We start from the raw sequence: 19,200 nt of genomic DNA on the forward strand, positions 1-19,200 counted from the left end.
GAAAAGTAGAGTAAATGGGGTTTGCACGATAATGGTGCAAATTAGCTAAAAATGTTGCAAAACAGAGAAAATCCATCATCAGACTAAATGACGCACAAAAAAAATGAAAAAAATAGCAGCACTTAACTTAGACCTGAGTTGAATAAATTCAAGCTTCTTTTAAAAGTTTTACTGTTTCAAATATTCGATTTTACTCATAAGGCAAAGGTAGGTTTTTCTAAGGTTTTCAGATGGGCAAAACACTTCTAAATTGAACTGTGTTGTGCGGTGTAAAAATTGTCAAAAAAGTCAATTTGGTGTTTAAGTTTTTGCTTTTAGCGCTTAAATGTATAGATATGCAATCTTTTAGCGCTAAGTCGGATTTTCCCAATTAAGTGAAATGCGTGTCAGAATGATCAATGCTTAATTCATTTAAATGTGGTCAACTGCAAGCTCAAAGCATCGCTTTTTTTCTTTTAGACACGTCAAATCGAAGTTTTGCTGAATAATTAGACTTATATTCAAGAAGCAAAACTTATCAATTATATCTCGCAACAATATTTTTATGAATCATCAGTTCAAAATATGGGTATTTATTAAATAAATATTGGGTGGTAATTTAAAAATGTTGCATTAGAATCCAAAAATTCAACAAAACTTATCCTGAGGGGAAAGCATCGTTATCCACGATGTTGACTTAAGAAAAACTAGCTTGAGGAACGCTCATGCAGATCGGAATTCCAACCGAAACTGTTGTCGGTGAAAATCGTGTCGCTGCGACGCCAGAAACAGTAAAGAAGTTGATTAGCGCGGGTCATAGCGTAGTCATTGAACGTGGTGCAGGCGTAAAAGCCGCTTATATCGACAGCGCTTATGAACAAGTAGGCGCGACCATGACAGATGATGCTTATCGCGGTAGCCAAATGATTTTGAAAGTTCGTGCCCCAAAGGGTGAAGAAATTCAAAAACTTGCACCGAACAGCACTGTGGTGGCGATGTTTGATCCTTACCGCAATACTGAATTAGACCAATTTGCTGCGGCTCAGGTGTCTGCATTTGCTTTAGAGCTTTTGCCACGTACCTTGTCGCGTGCGCAAAATATGGACGTGTTGTCATCACAAGCCAACTTGGCAGGTTATAAATCTGTGTTGTTGGCTGCAGCAGAATATCAACGCATGTTCCCAATGTTAATGACGGCAGCGGGTACTGTAAAACCTGCGCGTGTTGTGATCATGGGTGTGGGTGTTGCTGGTTTGCAAGCCATTGCAACAGCGAAGCGTTTAGGTGCTGTAGTCGAAGCAACTGACTTGCGTCCAACGGCAAAAGATCAGGTGGAATCTTTGGGTGGTAAGTGGTTAGACGTACCAATGTCTGAAGAAGAACAACAAAAAGCTGCCGATGCTGCCAAAAATGGTTATGGCTGGATGCCTGGTGAACAATACATTAAAGACCAAGCAGTGATTGTCGATAAAGCCGTTTCTAATGCGGATATCGTGATTACCACTGCGTTATTGCCGGGTCGTGATGCACCGCGTTTAATCAAAGCGGAAACTGTGGCAAAAATGAAGCCGGGTTCTGTGATTTTAGATATGGCAGTCGAAACGGGCGGTAACGTCGAAGGTTCACAATGCGGTGAAACTGTAGTGACTGCCAATGGTGTGAAAATTTTGGGTATTCCAAACATTCCATCGACTGTATCGACAGAAGCATCTGCACTATATGCGCGTAATGTGTTGAATTTTGTTGAAACATTATTTGATAACGACAAGAACTTCGCATTGAATCCTGAAGAAGAAATTCAGAAAGCGTTGCTGGTCACTCATAACGGTCAAGTGCTGTTAAAGCGTGGTTAAGGAGAATTCTCATGGTTGAAACAATTACGATTTTTGTCCTTGCCATCTTCGTAGGTTACTACGTGGTGTGGGGGGTAACACCTGCGTTACATACGCCATTAATGGCAGTAACCAATGCACTTTCTTCAATCATTATTGTCGGTGCGATGATTCAAACTGTTGGTCTACCAATCATGGGTGTAGAAGGCAGTGTCGATTTCCAAACCATTAATGTGGTGAGTGTACTGGGTGCGATTGCTGTGTTCTTGGCAAGCATCAATATTTTCGGTGGTTTTGCAGTGACTGCACGTATGCTGGAAATGTTCAAACCAAAAGCAAAGAAAAAAGAGGGCTAATGCATGGAATTTATTCGTGAATATGCAGACTGGTTCTATTTAATCGGGGCTGTGCTCTTTATCTTAACTTTACGTGGTTTGTCTGGGCCTAAAACTGCGATTGCGGGCAACCGTTACGGCATGATCGCAATGGCGATTGCAGTCTTGACTACATTCTTTGTGGCAGACAATCCAGTTGTGTGGATGATTCTGGCAGCTATGGCAGCAGGTGCGGTGGTGGGTATTGCCCGCGCACGTACGGTGCCAATGACTCAAATGCCTGAAACTGTAGCGTTAATGCACTCTTTAGTCGGTTTGGCTGCAGTTTTAATTGCGATTGCTGCGATTATTCATAACAACAAGTTGATCGAACTTGGTCCAGACTTGTTGGCTGCAAATGGTATTACTTTCCATGAAATGAGCAAAGTTCATTTATTTGAATTGTTTGTAGGCTGTTTCGTGGGGGCGATTACCTTTACCGCATCTGTTTTTGCATACGGTAAATTGGCGGCAAAGAAATGGGCAAAAACCATTTCGGGTGCATGGGTAAAACCTGTTCAAGCGTTAATTTTCCTTGCCATGCTCGGTTTTGGGATTCACTTCTTCCTGAGCGGCAACATGACTTCATTCTGGGCAATGACAGGTTTAGCATTGGCATTCGGTTGGGTATGGATTGCACCAGTGGGTGGTGGTGACATGCCAGTTGTGGTGTCATTGTTGAACTCGTTCTCAGGTTGGGCGGCAGCAGGTATTGGTTTCACACTTGAAAACAACATGCTGATTGTTGCAGGCTCATTGGTCGGTTCTTCAGGTGCGATTCTGTCTTACATCATGTGTAAAGCCATGAACCGTTCAATCATCAACGTATTGTTTGGTGGTGCGATGGGCGGTGCAGCAGCACCAACGGCAGCAGCGGGTGCGCAAGTACAACGTAACTACCGTTCAGGTTCTGCTGATGATGCTGGCTTCTTGATGTCAAATGCAGACAGCGTAGTAATTGTACCGGGCTATGGTATGGCGCAAGGTCGTGCACAGAATGCGGTCAAAGAATTGGCCAACTTGTTAAAAGAGCAAGGTGTAACTGTTCGTTTTGCGATTCACCCAGTGGCAGGTCGTATGCCGGGTCACATGAACGTATTACTTGCAGAAGCAGACGTACCGTATGAAGACATCTTAGAAATGGACGAAATCAACTCAGATTTCCCTGCAACAGATGTGGTGTTGGTGATTGGTGCAAATGACGTAGTTAACCCTGCGGCAAAAGACGATCCAAACTCGCCAATTTACGGCATGCCAATTCTTGAAGCGCATAAAGCACGTACCATTATGGTCATCAAGCGCTCAATGGCAACAGGTTATGCGGGTCTAGACAACGACTTGTTCTATAACGACAAGACCATGATGATCTTTGGTGATGCCAAGAAAGTTGTGGAAGATATGACTAAATCAATCAACGGTACAGGTCACTAAGACACTGTTTCCAGATATGAAACCGCCTTCGGGCGGTTTTTTTTATGGCTGATGTAAAGTGGTTAATTGAGATCAGGCAGATTGAGTTTGGGCGAGTTTTATAGGATTGGTTTGAAGCAATGTATTGGGTAGGGGATGATATAAACCAATATTTGGTGGGTAGATTAATGCGATATAAAAATGATTAGGGATATGAGCTTCAAAAGATCTGCATTAAAAAAGCGACTTATTTGAAAGTCGCTTATTGTGTATCTTTAAGGCTGCTCAAGTGAGCTGTTGTATTAAGCAACAGACTCAGGCGTAGTGCGCCATAAGCTTTCTAGGTCGTAGAATTTACGTGCTGTTGGTAGCATTATGTGAACCACTACCATACCAAGATCGACCAAGATCCATTCTGCATCACGTTCACCTTCAATACCAATTGGGCGGAAGCCTGCTTTGCGCGCTTCTTCGGCAACATTGTCGGCAAGAGATTTTACGTGGCGAGTTGATGTACCGCTAGCAATCACAATGGCATCTGAAACATTGCTGATGCTGCTGACATCAAGTTCAACAATTTCTTTGGCTTTTACATCAAGGAGAGCTTCATGTACAACTTTAAGACAAGTTTGTACGTCATGCTTTTGGGTATTCATTGCAAGATCGTGAGAATTAGAAGCGCCGGGCGATGGTTCTAAATTCATGGGGTGTATAATTTCCTAAAATTATTCATCGTCTAATATAGCTGTTTTAGCCTGAAATTTCAAATCGGTTTAATTTTAACCACTTTGATTTGAGGGAAAGTATTTGTCTTTCCATGCAAATGATTGATTTGACGCCAGACTTGGGCGGTATTCTGCAGCGATATAGCCTGAATAAGCACTGTGCTGTAACCATTTGAAAATAGTAGTATAGCCTAGCTCGCCTGAATCGGGTTCATGGCGTCCTGGATTGTCGGCAAACTGGATATGACCAATATCCTGAATGTTTTCTTGCAATGCGCTCAGCACATCTTCACCCATCATCGCCATGTGATAACAGTCGTATTGCATTTTAAGAGCAGGATGTTTGACTGCTTCTAGCATCTCTTGAGCTTGCGCAATATTTTGTACTAAAAAGCGTGGCATGTCGGTGCCATTAATCATTTCAAAGACAGGCTGAATATGATGTTGAGTGAGCATCGAGCAGGCCAGTTTTAGGTTTTCTGCCAGTGTGTTTAAGCAAGGCAGTAAATCGGCATCGACAGGTTGTTTGCCTGCCAAAATATTGACGCTAGGGACATTTAATGCCGTGGCATAGCGGATGGCTAACTCTAAGGCATGATGAAATTCAATCTCTTTTCCGGGTACGCCCGCCAAACCATTGCCGCCTTGCATGAGGTCACCCGCAGGGACATTGATTAAACACAGGCTGAGTTGGTGGAGTGTGAGTTGGGTTTGAATCTGCTCAATACTCAGCTCATAGGGAAATTGAATTTCAACATGCTGAAAACCATGTTCGCGTGCAAGGGCAAAGCGTTCAATTAAAGGCACTTCGGTAAAAATCATCGACAGATTAACCGCCAGTTTAGACATGCAGGTGCTCCTTGCAGGCAAAGGTTGGATCAGGAATCAAGCCGATTAAGCTTCGACCTGATGAATAATGGTGGCTAAATCTGCTTCTGCAAAACCCTTGGCTTGATGGGCTTGCAGTTGTGAAAGGGCTTTTTCTGCCACAGGAATCTGTAACTGAAATTGCGCTGCCAGTTGTAAGGCATTGTTTAAATCTTTAGACAGGGTTTGGACTTTCCATTGCACAGGCTCAAAACTGTGAGTTGCCATACGTGGAGTTAAAATCTGAAACGGTTTCGAGTCGGCAAAACCACCCGCCAAAGCAGGTGCAAGTAAACGGGTGTCTACGCCTGCCTGTCCTGCTAAGGCAACAGCTTCGGCAATTAGGGTGCTGTTGGCAGCAACAATCAGTTGGTTGCAGATTTTAGTGGCTTGTCCTGTGCCTGTTTCGCCCATACGGGTCACACGTTGTGACAGCACATCATAAATCGGGCTTAATTTTTCGATGGTGTTTGCATCACCCCCTGCAAAAATCACCAAACTACCTTGTTCGGCTCCCGCAGTGCCTCCCGATACAGGTGAGTCAATCCATGTGACCTGTTTGAGGTTGGCTTGCTGCGCTAGCTTTTGGGTTTGATCTACAGACAAACTGGAAAAATCGACAATGACTTGTTGAGCAGTCAAAAAAGGCTCAATTTGATCTAATACAGCTTGGACGGCATTATCATCGGCAAGGCAACTCAAGATCACTGGATATTGTCCGATCTCGCTCAATTGCAGCGGTTTTGCCCCCAGACTGAGCACAGATTCGCAAGCCGCAGGGCTACGATTCCACACCGCGACCTCAAAACCTGCCTGAACTAAGCGGGTTGCCATGCGCGTCCCCATAAGTCCCATACCTAAAAAAGCGATTTTTGTGTCACGATCAAAATGCATAGCGCTGATTCTCCATTTTTGCCTACAGTACAAGTCTGGCTTGAAATGTCAATTTAGCCTTTGGTCAAAGTCTGTTGTGTTTGAACTGAATCAAAACTGACGCGGTGCAAAGGTCACTTCAGGGTTCTTGTCCTTTTTACGTGCCAGTTGGCTATTTTTACCCAGCAATAATTTTAATTGCCAAATTTTTTCTAAACGTAAAGATTTATTTGGCGCATGTTCCATAGCATCCAGCACTTGTTTGGCTGCAGCCAATGCATCTGGGGAGCGTTGTGCAATTTCTTCAGCAAGGGCTTGTGCTTTTTGTAAGGGGGTTGCATCTAAATGCGTGACCAAACCAATTTCTTTGGCATAGTTGGCATCAAAAATACGCGCAGTTAAAGTCAGCTCTTTGGCAAGGTCTAGACCGATTAAACCTTTTAAAGAACGGCTTAGCCCCATATCAGGCACTAAGCCCCAACGGCTTTCCATAATCGACATTTGTGTGTCAGGATGCGCGATACGAATATCTGCGGCCAAGGCCAATTGCATCCCTGCACCAAAACAATAGCCTTCAATTGCAGCAATTACAGGTACAGGCAATTGTTGCCAAACGAGAAATGCTTTTTGAAACAGGCTTTGCCCTGGCTTAATTAACTCCCAAGCCGCAAATGCACGGTTTTGTGGATTGTTGAGGTCGGCCAAGTCAATGCCTGCACTAAATACCTTTGCTTCGCCTGTTAAAATTACACAACGTAAGCTGCGGTCTTTTTTAAGTTTTTCGGCAGTCCGCACCAATTCTTTGAGTAGGGCAAAACTCATGGCATTGCGTTTGTCTGGGCGGTTCAGGGAAACTGTGGCGATGCCATTATTTTTTTCGATACGAAGTAAGGTCATGATGTGAGCTCTTGTTTTTACTGGGCAAAGCATAACATGGGCAGCAGTGCGATAAATGACAGCAGAGTCACGGCAAAGCCTTGCGACCTTGCCTTTGATTACGTGACTTTTTTTTGTGAATAGTGCTGGGTGAGTCGTGCTTACAAACTGTATCTTCTCGTTGAGGCGTTCGCGGTGAATGTCACTTTGATGTTGGCTAACTCACCGCATTGTGTTTGGTAAAAATGTGTTCTGCCGCATGTTCAACTTGCTGTATACAGGTTTGTAATTCCTGATAACGGTTTAAGACCTCTTGCACAAACAGATCATCGGCTTTACGACGTTCTTTACGTAAGGTCGAAACAAACTGTTCAAATGAGCCTGTTACTTCTTGCAGGTTCGGTGTGCCAACATAGCGGGTCGCACCATACAGACGATGCAACACATGCTCGAGTTGTGGGAAATCTTCCAGTTCAATCAGCTGTTCAATTTCATGTAATTCTGTGGCAAAGCTATCCACTAGCATTTTCAGTAAATCCACTGCAAGGTCTTCTTTGTTGGCTGCCAGCATTAGGCTTTGTTGCCAATCCAACACCTGTGGATCTAGCGCTTCAATCACAATGGCTTTATCGACTGCAGGTGGCTTATTAAAACTTTGCGTGGTCCAATGGGTTAAAATTTGGATGATTTGTTCAATCTGAATCGGTTTGGTGACATAGTCATCCATACCGACTTTGAGTAATTTTTGCTTTTCATCGGCAAGAGCATGCGCGGTGAGGGCAATAATAGGTAAGCGTTTGTGATTTTCCAAAGTCGATTCTAAAGAACGAATCGCACGGGTGGTATCTACCCCCGACATCACAGGCATTTGAATATCCATAAAGATCAGGTCAAATGGTTGCTGTCCCTGCTCAATGCGTTGCTGCAAAATCCCCAAAGCTTCCTGACCACTTTGCGCTTTGGTGGTGGTCACATTCAGTTCGCCCAACAAGGCTTCGAGTACAATCAGGTTTGGTAGATGGTCATCCACCGCTAAAACGTGCAGGCCTTTACCATCAAATGATGCAGACTCCTGTTCATCAAAACTGTTTTCATTGTTGAGTAAGTCAATTAAGGCTGAACGACTGAGCGGTTGATACAAAGCGCGCGCACGATATTCATTTAACAGACTTGGGTCTAGCGCCATTTGATAGCCATACACTGCCAAGTTACCTTGATAACGGGTACGAATTTCTTTTAATAAAGCTTCGGTGTCGCCACTATGATCAACAATCAACCAAGTATTGTCTTGCAGGTCGGATACATCTTTTAAGCGGCTAAATAAATCTAAAATTGAAGCGGCTTCAATATGTCGCACCGCATAATTTTCAAGATAATGACGCAAGACATTCGCTGTGGCAGGGTGCGCCAAATACGACACCACCTGAATCTCTTTAAAGTTTGGATGCTGCTGTGCATGCGCTTCATCTACCGCAAACATGGCAGTAAACCAGAAGGTCGAGCCTTTTTCGGTTGGGGCGCGTTCCTGATTGTCTTCAAAGCCAATTTGACCTTGCATCAAATGCACCAACTGTTTGGAAATGGCCAAACCTAAACCTGTACCACCAAATTGACGCGTGACCGAAGTATCACCTTGAGAGAAAGACTCAAACAATTTTTTACGGTCTGTACCGCTTAAGCCAATGCCACTGTCTTGGACGCTAAAGTGAATTAAGCATTGTCTAATATCGTCATGTTCTACCCGCGCCCGTACAATAATTTCACCATCGGGGGTGAATTTAATCGCATTGGAAATTAAATTGGTTAAAATTTGCTTGAAACGTAAAGCATCGCCCAGCACATATTGCGGCACGTTATCGGCAAAATAAAAGGCCATGTTGATGTGTTTTTGCGCAGCCAAAGGCGAGAGCATATCCATCACATCAAAAATGGCTTCTTCTAAATCAAAGGGTGCGGTATCCAGTTCCAGTTTGCCTGCATCAATTTTAGAAAAATCCAATACGTCATTAATGAGTGCTAAAAGATGCGCCGATGATTTACGAATGGTCTGTAAATATAAATTCTGTTCATTGCTAAGATTTTCCTGACGCAATAACAGGTGAATAAAGCCATCAATACTGTTCAATGGTGTTCTGAGTTCGTGACTGATGTTGGCTAAAAATACCGATTTAGACTGGTTGGCAGAAATCGCTTGGTCACGTGCCTGACGATAAGTGATGTTTTGCACTTCCAAAGTATCGAGGGTGCGGCGCAAGTCATCTTCAGTTTGTTCGGTATGTTCTTTGAGTTCTAAAAAGCTGAAATGCAGGCGTTTTACCACATTGGCAATATCACGCTGCAATAAGCGTAATTCGCCAGTACTGTTAATGACCATGTGTTGATCGAGCGTATCGGCATTCAGGCGTTGTAGCTGCATGCGAATTTCATACATGGGTGCAATCCAGCGTCGTGAATAGAAATTCAGACACAGCAATAACAACAACAGGGTCAGCAAGCCTGTGGCAATTAATACAATCATGACCCGATAACGGGCAATTTGTAATGGCTGATTGTCCAGTTCAATCAGCAACCATGCAGGACGGTTGATGTCTTGCTGAATTTGCATGCCATACACATGATTATTTTTATACAGAATTGGGCCAAAAAAATCGGCATTTTTAGGGAATTTGGGCCATTCGGCTTGGTCTTGAAAGCCCATGCTTAAACGGCGTGTACCAGAAGCATCAATCAGTGCAGTACGAATCAAGTGCTTTTCGTTCATCATGTTTTGCATAAAAGTACGTGCTTCTTCGTACTTCCACGGAAAGCTAGCCAGTTGATGCAAAGCTGCTTCAGATGGCAACTCAAAACGGGTCAAAATCGCAATTGCCATTTGTCGCTGCTGTGCTTTTGCGGCATTCGAGGTTTCAGATAAAACTAGCATCGTGCCGACGCATGCCAAAACCATAATTGGCACAAAAATAAGTGCAATCAGCTGTCCATAAGCATGATTTAAATGTAAGCGCTTAAATAACTTTTTATTGATATTTGACATGGTTAACGCAGTTTAATCCCTATGTTTGGCAGTTTAGCATGCTTTATTTCTCCTGACTGTGTTTTCATCTGTTTGGTGCGAGTGGTTCAGCTGCATCTCGCAATCAATCGGTGTGCATTTTTTTGCATCCATCCCGCAAAAGACAATCTGAAATTGTGTTCATCTTGCCTAGAATTGTGTAGGCAGTGAGTGATGCATAAATTGTCGGCAGAGTATTGCTGTTTTGATAAAAAGCCTGTGAAAAACGTGCAGGAAGGTGCAAATTTTCATACAATAAGCCCACCTTGATATTGGTGCAGACCATGCTTGATACCCAATCAGATTTCCAAAGTGATGAATTTTTGTTAGATCATTATGTGGGCAAAACCCCATTGGTGCGTTTGCAGCGTTTGGCAAGTCATACGCAGGCAACGGTTTTGGCAAAACTGGAAGGCAATAACCCTGCGGGTTCTGTTAAAGATCGTCCTGCCTACAACATGATTATGCAGGCAGAAAAACGCGGTGAAATTCAACCGGGCGATACTTTAATTGAGGCAACCAGTGGCAATACCGGCATTGCTTTGGCGATGGTTGCAGCTATGCGTGGCTATAAAATGCAGCTGATCATGCCTGACAATATGAGCCAAGAACGTAAAGATGCCATGCGTGCCTATGGTGCAGAATTGATTGAAGTGACTAAAGCACAAGGCATGGAAGGCGCGCGCGATTTGGCTTTGCAAATGCAACGCGAAGGCAAAGGCTTGGTGCTGAACCAATTTGGTAACCCAGATAATGTTGAAGCACATTACCTGACCACAGGGCCTGAAATTTGGCAGCAAACGGGCGGTAAAATTACCCACTTTGTCAGCTCTATGGGCACAACAGGCACCATTATGGGGGTGTCTAAATACTTAAAAGAACAAAATCCAGAGATTCAAATTATTGGTTTACAACCTTCAGATGGTTCAAGTATTGCAGGGATTCGCCGTTGGCCTGAAGCATATTTACCAACCATTTTTGACCGTAGTCGTGTTGATCGTATTATTGATATTCCGCAAATTGAAGCGGAAAAAACCATGCGTAAACTGGCGCAAAAAGAAGGCATCAGCGCAGGCACATCATCGGGCGGTGCGGTATGGGCAGCTTTAAAAATTGCCGAAAAAAATCCAGATGCAGTGATTGTTTGTATTGTTTGTGACCGTGGTGATCGTTATTTATCGACAGGTTTGTTCTCTGTTCAAGATACTGAATTGTGATATTCATTTTTCTATCACCCATTGAGTAAGATTTTATGCGTTTACCTGTGCTGATTTTCGATATAGAAACCGTTACCGATTTGAAGTCAGGCGCGCATTTATATCAACTCGATTTACCCGAAGCAGAGCTTGAACAAGCATTAATGAAGTTGCGTCGCCAAGAGGCGGGCACCGATTTTCAGCGTTTGCCTTTGCATGAAATTGTGTGTATTTCAGGCTTGTGGATTGATGAACACGGCATGAAGCTGTTTTCCTTTAGCCGTGAACACGACAGCGAAGCGACAATGCTGAAAAAGTTTTTGTCTATTTTTGATAAGCGTCATCCGACTTTGGTCAGTTGGAACGGTTCGCAGTTTGATTTGCCAGTGATTTTATTCCGCGCCATGTATCACGGGCTGTCTGCACCAAGTTTATTTGATCAGGGCGAGATTGATCAGCAAAAGCGCTATAACAATTATCAAAACCGTTACCATCAGCGTCATGTCGATTTAATGGATGTGATGGCAATGTTTAATGGTCGTCATTTTCAAAAGTTGGATGACATTGCGTATTTGCTAGGTTTTCCGGGTAAACGTGTAGATGCGGGCTATCATGTTCCTGCATTTATGCAAAGCGGCGAATGGTCAAGGCTGACGCGTTATTGTGAAGGCGATGTCTTAAATACTTGGTTGATTTATTTGCGTTGGCTGCTGCTCAAAGGGCAATTGCTGCTTGAAGAGCATACTTTATGGGTACAGCATACCATTCAATATTTGCATACTCAGCCGCAGCATGCAGACTTTTTAAGCGTGTGGCAGCACAGTTCGCAGCAAACTGAATTTACCCGTACAGATTTTCCTGAACAAAGTGTCACCACGCCTTCAAATGAATCCGTGATGCCTTTTCAATCTTCCCCATCTTCCGATATTTAGACTGATATGAAACATCGCAGTAAAAACCGTACCACGCAGCAGGCTGAATATTGCTTTCAGGTGGAATCGTTGTCACATGAAGGGCGCGGGATTGCACACTACACAGCTCAGTCGGGTCATCCAGCCGAGAAGCAGGGGAAAACAGTTTTTATAGAGGGCGCATTGCCTGGTGAAACAGTACGCGCCAAAATTACGCATAGTAACAAACGCTTAGAAGAAGCCGAGTGTCTAGAAGTGCTGGGTGAGCCTTCGACATTACGGGTTACGCCAAAATGTCCACATTATCAGCGTTGCGGTGGTTGTAGCATGCAGCATATTCAGTTGGATGAGCAGATTCATCTCAAACAACAGGTGTTGCAGTCGCATCTGCAACATTTTGCGCAAATTCAGCCTGAAGAATGGTTAGCGCCTTTGCGTTCACAGCGTGAAGATTATCGCCGTAAAGCCCGTGTTGGGGTGCGTTATATTGCCAGTCAAGACAAATTGGTGGTCGGTTTTCGTGAGCGTAATAGCAATAAATTGACCTCAATTGACCGCTGTATGGTGTTGGATCAGGCTTTTGGTTCTTTAACACGAATCAAGCAGCTACTCCAAAGTCTAACAGGCAAAGCCCATATTGGTCATATAGAATTGGCAATGGGAGATCAAGAGATTGCTTTGGTGGTAAGGCATACAGAACAACTATCTGCAGCCGATATCAACCAGTTACAGCAGTTTGCGTTACAGAAACACTGGCAATTGTATTTGCAGCCTGAAGGCCCACACAGTTTGCATCGGGTTGATGATCCGCACGCAGCAATGCGTTTGCATTATCGTTTAGATGATTTTGATGTGAATTTTGGCTTTCATCCCCAAGACTTTACCCAAGTCAATTCTACAATTAATCCACAAATGGTTAAGCTGGCATGTGATTTGCTTAACTTAAAATCAGGTGATCGGGTGCTTGATCTGTTTTGTGGATTAGGCAACTTTTCATTGCCGCTTGCACGTTGTGTAGGTGCAACAGGAAAGGTGGTTGCTGTAGAGGGTTCAGAGCAAATGGTGCAGCGTGGTGCAGAGAATGCACAACGTAATGATTTAGACAATGTTAAGTTTTATTCACAAGATTTAACAAAAGATTTTTCGCATCATTCTTGGGCAAATCAAGGATTTGAGGCATTATTAATTGACCCTCCGCGTTCAGGCGCAGAGGAAGTGATGTATTATGTGCCCAAATTTGGCGCAGATAGAATCGTTTATGTGTCTTGTAATCCAGCCACACTCGCAAGGGATGCAGGTGTATTGGTCAAGCAGGGCTATCAATTGAAAAAAGCAGGCGTGATGGATATGTTTCCGCATACGGGGCATGTCGAATCCATTGCCTTGTTTGAGAAAGAAAAGCAAATAAACGATTTATAATATGAAGTACATAGAGGTAGGAGAAGGGTATGGTCACAGTACGTGAACAACTTCCTGGACGTTTAAATGAACTGTCTGAGGAAACGACTGTAGAACATGCCGAGCAAGCCCGACAGGATTTAGCAGAATGGCTAGACCGAGTACGCGGGATTTACGATGGGGCGGCACTTGAACAATTAGAACGCGTTGCCAATTACACCCTGAAAAAAGAGCTGGAAACAGACGTCAGTCATCCATCGCATACCTTATATACAGGTATTGAGATGGCGAATATTTTAGCGCACTTGCATGTCGATGAAGACACTTTGTCTGCAGCCATGCTCTATCGTAGCGTGCGTGAAAATGTCATGCAGTTAGATGAAGTGCGTGAAGAATTTGGTGAAGCAGTTTATGGCTTGATCAAAGGCACCTTGTCGATGGGTAAGTTGTCTGAACTGATTGAGAAAAATAAGCGTTTAGAAGACCATTTTAATAATAACCAGCGTGAACATTTAACAGGCATTTATAAAATGCTGATTTCCATGACGGAAGATGTGCGCGTGGTGCTAATTAAACTGGCAGAACGTACCTATTCATTACGTGAGTTGGCAACCGCTTCCAAAGAACGTCAGGAGCGTGTGGCGCGAGAAATTTTAACCATTTACTCGCCATTGGCACACCGTTTAGGCATTGCCCAACTGAAATGGGAACTCGAAGATTTAGCCTTCCGTTATTTGGCGCCAGACCGTTATAAAGAAATTGCGACGTTACTGAATGAAAAGCGTTTGGAGCGTGAAAACTACATTCAAAACGTAATTGAGCAATTGCGTACAGAGCTGGGCAATAATGGTATTCATGCCGAAATTAGCGGGCGGGTGAAACACATTTATTCGATTTATCGAAAAATGAAGAGTAAAAACCTCAGCTTCGATCAGCTCTATGACATTCGTGCTGTACGTGTTTTGGTGAAAACCATTCCAGAGTGTTACCACTCTTTGGGCATCGTACATCAATTGTGGCGGCATATTCCGCACCAGTTTGATGATTACATTACCAATCCAAAAGCCAATGGTTATCGCTCATTGCATACTGCCGTAATTGCAGAAAACAAGTCGCTTGAAGTGCAAATTCGTACCCTAGATATGCACGAAGAAGCCGAGCTTGGGGTATGTTCACACTTTAATTATAAAGAAGGTTCTAAAGCCACAGACCATTCGTTTAATCATCGTTTACATTCTTTGCGTTCTGTTTTGGAGCATTATCAGGAACGTAACGATGCCAGCGCACATAAAGAAGATGATGATTCTGAAAATTTTGAACAAATCCAAGAGTTTGAAGATTTTGAGAAAATTTATGTGTTCAGCCGTGATGGTGATATTAAAGAATTGCCACGTGGCTCAACGGTGCTGGACTTTGCTTATCATGTGCATACCGAAGTCGGCAATAAATGCTATGCCGCACGGGTCAATCAGCGCTATGTGCCGCTCACCTATACTTTAAAAACAGGCGAGCAGGTCGAGATTTTGACCAAAAAAGACCGTGAACCGAACCGTGATTGGTTGGTGAATTCTTTAGGTTATATTAAGACAGCACGTGCGCGCGATAAGCTGCGTCATTGGTTTAGACAGCAAGACCGCAGTAAAAATCTGGAAGTTGGGCGTGAAGTGCTCAATAAAGAATTGTCACGTTTGGCGATTCATCCAAAAAGTATTGATTTAAATGATTATTGCAATCACTTTAACGTCAAAACAGGTGAAGACATTCTGATTGGTTTGGTGAATGGTGATATTAGCCTGCATGCCTTAATTAATCAGGTCAATCGTCACATGCACTTAGATCAGGATGAACCTGAACTGGTGTTGAAGCCAACCTTGAACCCACGTGCCAGCCATACCTTATCGGCACATGGCATTTTGATTGATGGTTTGGATAACGTTGAACTGCATATCGCACAATGCTGTCAGCCTGTGCATGGTGAAGCGATTGCGGGGTATATTACCCTGAACCGTGGTGTGAGTATTCACAAAGTGGCGTGTTCGGACTATGTGCGTATGATTGGCAACGAACCTGAACGTGCGGTAGAAGCCGATTGGGAAATGCAGCCAACCCGTGGTCAAAGCGTGCAAATTGTGGTGGAAGCCTATGACCGCCGTGGTTTGCTCAAAGACTTAACCCAAGTGATTTTTGCCGATCAAATTAACATTCGTCAGGTGAATACTATTTCTGAAAGTGATGGTATCGCCAATATGAAATTGTTAATTGAGGTTAAAGGCTTGGCGCAACTTTCTCGTTTGTTGGCACGTTTAGAGCAGCAACCAGGGATTATCAGCGCACGTCGTTTGGTGCAAGGCAGCTAAGCGAGCACGCTTTAAAAAACCAGCATGTTTGCTGGTTTTTTTCTATCGTATTTCAGCCAAAATGGAGAAGGGCGGATGAATAAAATACCTAAAAAAATTTGTGTGAATGTTAGCCGCATTCAGCAGATTTTTAGTCCCGATCCAAGTGCTGTACGCAGTGAACAGATTCAAAAGCAAAAACAGGCTATTTATCGGCATCGGAATCAATTGCTTTCTGGATACTTAGAACACGATATTCAAAACAGCGATATTGAGCGTAACCTACATGGCAAACCATTTTTGACGGCATTCCCTCAATTGCAGTTTAACCATAGTCATAGCCGTCAGCATTATGCTTTGGCAAGCAGTTTTGAATTGCTCGATGTTGGCGTAGATGTCGAAGACTTAGACCGCAAGGTACGTTTTGATGCCTTGGCACAACATGCGTTTCATCCCAATGAACTCCAATACTGGCAAGATTTGGAACACGATGCCGACTATTGGTTTCGTGTCTGGACAACCAAAGAAGCAGTGCTGAAGGCATCAGGTTTGGGGATTCGTTTAAGTCTGAATGAGCTAGATACCCGTATGCATCCCAATGCACAGGGTGGTATTTGTCATCATCCACAGATTGGGCATTTTGCCTATCAAAACTTTCGTTTATCAGATTGTATGCTGACTGTAGCGTGGCGAGCAGCGCCATCTTGCGCAGGCTTTCAATTTCCACAGATTCATATTATTCAGCATTAACATCGCAACGTCAGTAAGCATCCGGCTAACACAGCCTTACCAAGCGATCCTATAAGCCTTAATTTAGTTCCCACCTAAAAACAAGTGGGGACTTAATCCATGAACATGGATATATATTCAGCAACACCTCCTGTTGCTAAAAAACGCAGAACATACAGCAAAGAATTCAAACTCAGTATTGTCAATGCCTGCAAAAATCCTAATACCTCGATCGCTTCGGTCGCACTGCAACATAGTATTAATGCCAACCTTGTCAGTCGTTGGATCAGGACCCTCAGCCATCATGATGGTGCCGTGCAGGATCCTACTCATGTGAATCCAGCATTTATTGCTTTGCCTTACACTGCTGCAATCAGCCAACCTATTGATGAGAGGATCACGTTGTGTATCACCGTGCCTCATACGAATAATGATATTCAGCTAAAATGGCAGACATCAGAAATACCTGCCTTGGCAGAATTACTCAAGGTGCTGGCAACATGATCCGTATCGATGAAATCTGGCTTTCTACCCAACCTCTGGATATGCGAGCAGGGATGGATACTGTCATGGCTCAGGTGGTGAGAGCCTTTGGCTACATTAAACCGCATTGTGCTTACCTGTTCTGTAATAAACGTGGCCATCGCATGAAAGTGTTGGTACATGATGGACTGGGCATCTGGCTGTGTGCCCGGCGGCTGGAACAGGGAAAATTCCACTGGGCTAAAGTTCACCAGGGTGAAAGCGTAGCTCTCAACCCGGAACAGTTACAGGCACTGATCCAAGGTTTGCCCTGGCAGCGCATTGGACGACAGCAGGTGGTCACGATGCTCTAAACCAAGCTCGGCTATTCTGCCATCCTCCAAACGTTCTATTTCATTCTTCTCATGACCTCAGGTATACTGCGGTCATGAATACGCTGCCAGATTTAAGCCAACTGACCCATGAACAACTGCTGGAATTCACCCGGCAGTTGGCGATGCAGCATCAACAACTCGCAGAAGATAAACAACAATTAGATGCTCAAGTTCAACATCTGGAAGTATCAAATCAACAATTAGATGCCAAAGTTCAACATCTTGAAGTCACCAATCAGCAATTAGATTCTAAAGTTCAGCATCTTTCTATTCTCAATCAAAAATACGAGCATGAACTGGCGCTGTTTAAACAGCATAAATTCGGCAGTAAAAACGAACATCTCACCGCAAAACAAATCCATCTGTGGGATGAGGCGGTCGAAGAAGATATTGCCGCGGTTGATCTGGAATTAGAACGATTAAATGCAGATAAAACCCATGCAGCGACACACAAAGCCAAAACCAATAAACCTAAACGTCGACTGCTGCCAGATCATCTACACACCATCCGTATTGAGCATGAACCTGCATCAACCCAATGCGCTTGTGGCTGCCAACTTCGTCGTATCGGCGAAGATGTCAGTGAAAAACTGCATTTCAGACCGGCACAGTTCTATAAGGAACAGCATGTGCGTGGCAAATGGGTCTGTGATCAGTGCGACACCCTGACTCAGCAAGCGATGCCCGCCTATGTGATTGATAAAGGTATTGCCAGTCCTGAACTGCTCAGCCATGTGCTGGTATCGAAATATGCCGATCATTTACCGCTGTACCGTCAGCGCCTGATCTATCAGCGGGCTGGCATTGATCTGTCCAGATCCACTTTATCTGACTGGATAGGTCGCTGCGGTGTGGAACTGGAACCTCTGGCTAATGCCTTAAAACAGGTGGTGTTGCAACAGCGGGTGATCCATGCCGATGAAACGCCGGTCACCATCATGCGGATGGGTGAGAATGATAAAAAACCGAAGAAAGGTTATGTCTGGGCCTATGCCACTACACAGTACAATCCAGTTCAGGCGGTGATCTATGACTTTCAGGATAGTCGTTCAGGCCAGCATGCTGCAGAGTTCTTGAAAGGCTGGCAGGGTTATCTAGTCTGTGATGATTACAGTGGTTATAAAGCACGCTTTAAATCAGGCCAGGTCATTGAGGTGGGCTGCATGGCCCATGCACGTCGTAAATTCTATGAACTGCATGTGACCAGGAAAAGTCAGGTTGCTGAACAGGCCTTAGTGCTGATTCAGAAACTGTATGCCATAGAAGCAGAACTCAGGAAAAAGACCGATGGTACAGCGGAAGACCGCCGCGAATACCGACAACAGCATAGTCAACCAGTGATGCAACAACTATATGAATGGCTCAACCAACATCATCTGACAGTGCCATCGAGTTCTCCCACCGCCAAGGCCATCAATTACACTCTGAAGCGTTGGCCAGCCTTAAGCCGCTATCTGGATGATGGCAATCTACCGATTGACAATAACTGGATAGAAAATCAAATGCGTCCCTGGGCGTTGGGGCGCAAGAACTGGCTGTTTGCAGGTTCGCTGCGCAGTGGTCAGCGAGCGGCGAATATCATGACTTTAATCCAGTCAGCAAAGCTGAATGGCTTGGATCCGTATGCCTATTTAAGTGATGTGCTGAAAAGGCTGCCGACACATAAAGTGACTCAGATTGAAGAATTGCTACCACACCGCTGGAAACCTGAACCGAATTAAAAAATAGGCATGGGGTTCAGCGGACGCTTACCAACGTCAGCGCAAATATCGCAATGCTAAGGCG

General features: G+C 44.1%; 16 protein-coding genes. 11 read left to right on the forward strand and 5 right to left on the reverse strand.

The features are described from left to right. Positions 1-704 precede the first annotated feature (704 nt). From HYG89_RS13135 to HYG89_RS13145, 3 genes are read left to right on the forward strand one after another with little or no spacing between them, the layout of a single operon-like run. Entirely contained in the window at positions 705-1,832 is a 1,128-nt protein-coding gene (locus HYG89_RS13135) for a Re/Si-specific NAD(P)(+) transhydrogenase subunit alpha (protein ID WP_004974923.1), read from the forward strand. Between the two features lie 11 nt (positions 1,833-1,843). Then, the gene (locus HYG89_RS13140) at positions 1,844-2,167 is read left to right on the forward strand and encodes a proton-translocating transhydrogenase family protein (RefSeq protein WP_004974924.1); all 324 of its coding nucleotides are present in this window, start codon (positions 1,844-1,846) and stop codon (positions 2,165-2,167) included. Positions 2,168-2,170: 3 nt separating this feature from the next. Then, a complete protein-coding gene (locus tag HYG89_RS13145) occupies positions 2,171-3,616 on the forward strand; it encodes an NAD(P)(+) transhydrogenase (Re/Si-specific) subunit beta (protein ID WP_004974925.1) in 1,446 nt (481 codons plus the stop codon). Between the two features lie 281 nt (positions 3,617-3,897). Here HYG89_RS13145 and rsfS read toward each other — a convergent pair whose 3' ends face one another. The 5 genes from rsfS to HYG89_RS13170 form a co-directional block, all read right to left on the reverse strand. Further along, complete coding sequence (gene rsfS, locus HYG89_RS13150) at positions 3,898-4,299, reverse strand: ribosome silencing factor (RefSeq protein ID WP_004974926.1); 402 nt, start codon at positions 4,297-4,299, stop codon at positions 3,898-3,900. Positions 4,300-4,374: 75 nt separating this feature from the next. Next, complete coding sequence (locus HYG89_RS13155; RefSeq protein ID WP_178867859.1) at positions 4,375-5,169, reverse strand: hydroxypyruvate isomerase family protein; 795 nt, start codon at positions 5,167-5,169, stop codon at positions 4,375-4,377. Positions 5,170-5,214: 45 nt separating this feature from the next. Continuing rightward, positions 5,215-6,081, reverse strand: a complete 867-nt coding sequence (locus tag HYG89_RS13160; RefSeq protein ID WP_131260560.1) for an NAD(P)-dependent oxidoreductase — start codon at positions 6,079-6,081, stop codon at positions 5,215-5,217. Positions 6,082-6,171: 90 nt separating this feature from the next. After that, positions 6,172-6,957: a crotonase/enoyl-CoA hydratase family protein gene (locus HYG89_RS13165; protein WP_004974929.1), complete on the reverse strand. Its 786-nt coding sequence runs from the start codon at positions 6,955-6,957 to the stop codon at positions 6,172-6,174. A gap of 196 nt (positions 6,958-7,153) precedes the next feature. Then, positions 7,154-9,970, reverse strand: a complete 2,817-nt coding sequence (locus HYG89_RS13170) for an ATP-binding protein (RefSeq protein ID WP_178867861.1) — start codon at positions 9,968-9,970, stop codon at positions 7,154-7,156. A 302-nt stretch (positions 9,971-10,272) separates the two neighbouring features. On the opposite strand from HYG89_RS13170, the gene cysM reads away from it, so the two are divergent. The 8 genes from cysM (at position 10,273) to HYG89_RS13210 (ending at position 19,136) form a co-directional block, all read left to right on the forward strand. Next, positions 10,273-11,205 carry a cysteine synthase CysM gene (gene cysM / locus HYG89_RS13175; RefSeq protein ID WP_178867863.1) on the forward strand — a complete coding sequence of 311 codons (933 nt, stop codon included), beginning with the start codon at positions 10,273-10,275 and terminating at the stop codon, positions 11,203-11,205. 35 nt (positions 11,206-11,240) lie between these two features. Next, positions 11,241-12,116, forward strand: coding sequence for a 3'-5' exonuclease (locus HYG89_RS13180; RefSeq protein ID WP_004974933.1), 876 nt, complete (start codon positions 11,241-11,243; stop codon positions 12,114-12,116). A gap of 6 nt (positions 12,117-12,122) precedes the next feature. Next, a complete protein-coding gene (rlmD, locus tag HYG89_RS13185; RefSeq protein WP_178867871.1) occupies positions 12,123-13,514 on the forward strand; it encodes a 23S rRNA (uracil(1939)-C(5))-methyltransferase RlmD in 1,392 nt (463 codons plus the stop codon). 29 nt (positions 13,515-13,543) lie between these two features. Continuing rightward, positions 13,544-15,850 carry a bifunctional (p)ppGpp synthetase/guanosine-3',5'-bis(diphosphate) 3'-pyrophosphohydrolase gene (locus HYG89_RS13190; protein ID WP_004974935.1) on the forward strand — a complete coding sequence of 769 codons (2,307 nt, stop codon included), beginning with the start codon at positions 13,544-13,546 and terminating at the stop codon, positions 15,848-15,850. A 75-nt stretch (positions 15,851-15,925) separates the two neighbouring features. Continuing rightward, positions 15,926-16,579 (forward strand): 4'-phosphopantetheinyl transferase superfamily protein, encoded by a 654-nt coding sequence (locus tag HYG89_RS13195; RefSeq protein ID WP_178867873.1) that lies wholly within the window; start codon positions 15,926-15,928, stop codon positions 16,577-16,579. 99 nt (positions 16,580-16,678) lie between these two features. Further along, positions 16,679-17,062, forward strand: coding sequence for a transposase (locus HYG89_RS13200; RefSeq protein ID WP_178867875.1), 384 nt, complete (start codon positions 16,679-16,681; stop codon positions 17,060-17,062). Beyond that, the gene (tnpB, locus tag HYG89_RS13205) at positions 17,059-17,394 is read left to right on the forward strand and encodes an IS66 family insertion sequence element accessory protein TnpB (RefSeq protein WP_004828548.1); all 336 of its coding nucleotides are present in this window, start codon (positions 17,059-17,061) and stop codon (positions 17,392-17,394) included. The genes HYG89_RS13200 and tnpB overlap by 4 nt, the downstream gene beginning before the upstream one ends. 74 nt (positions 17,395-17,468) lie before the next feature. After that, positions 17,469-19,136, forward strand: coding sequence for an IS66 family transposase (locus HYG89_RS13210; RefSeq protein WP_178867877.1), 1,668 nt, complete (start codon positions 17,469-17,471; stop codon positions 19,134-19,136). The last annotated feature ends 64 nt before the right edge of the window (positions 19,137-19,200 follow it).

Origin of the sequence: Acinetobacter sp. SwsAc5 (genome assembly GCF_013391485.1) — a bacterium.
GTDB lineage: Bacteria > Pseudomonadota > Gammaproteobacteria > Pseudomonadales > Moraxellaceae > Acinetobacter > Acinetobacter towneri.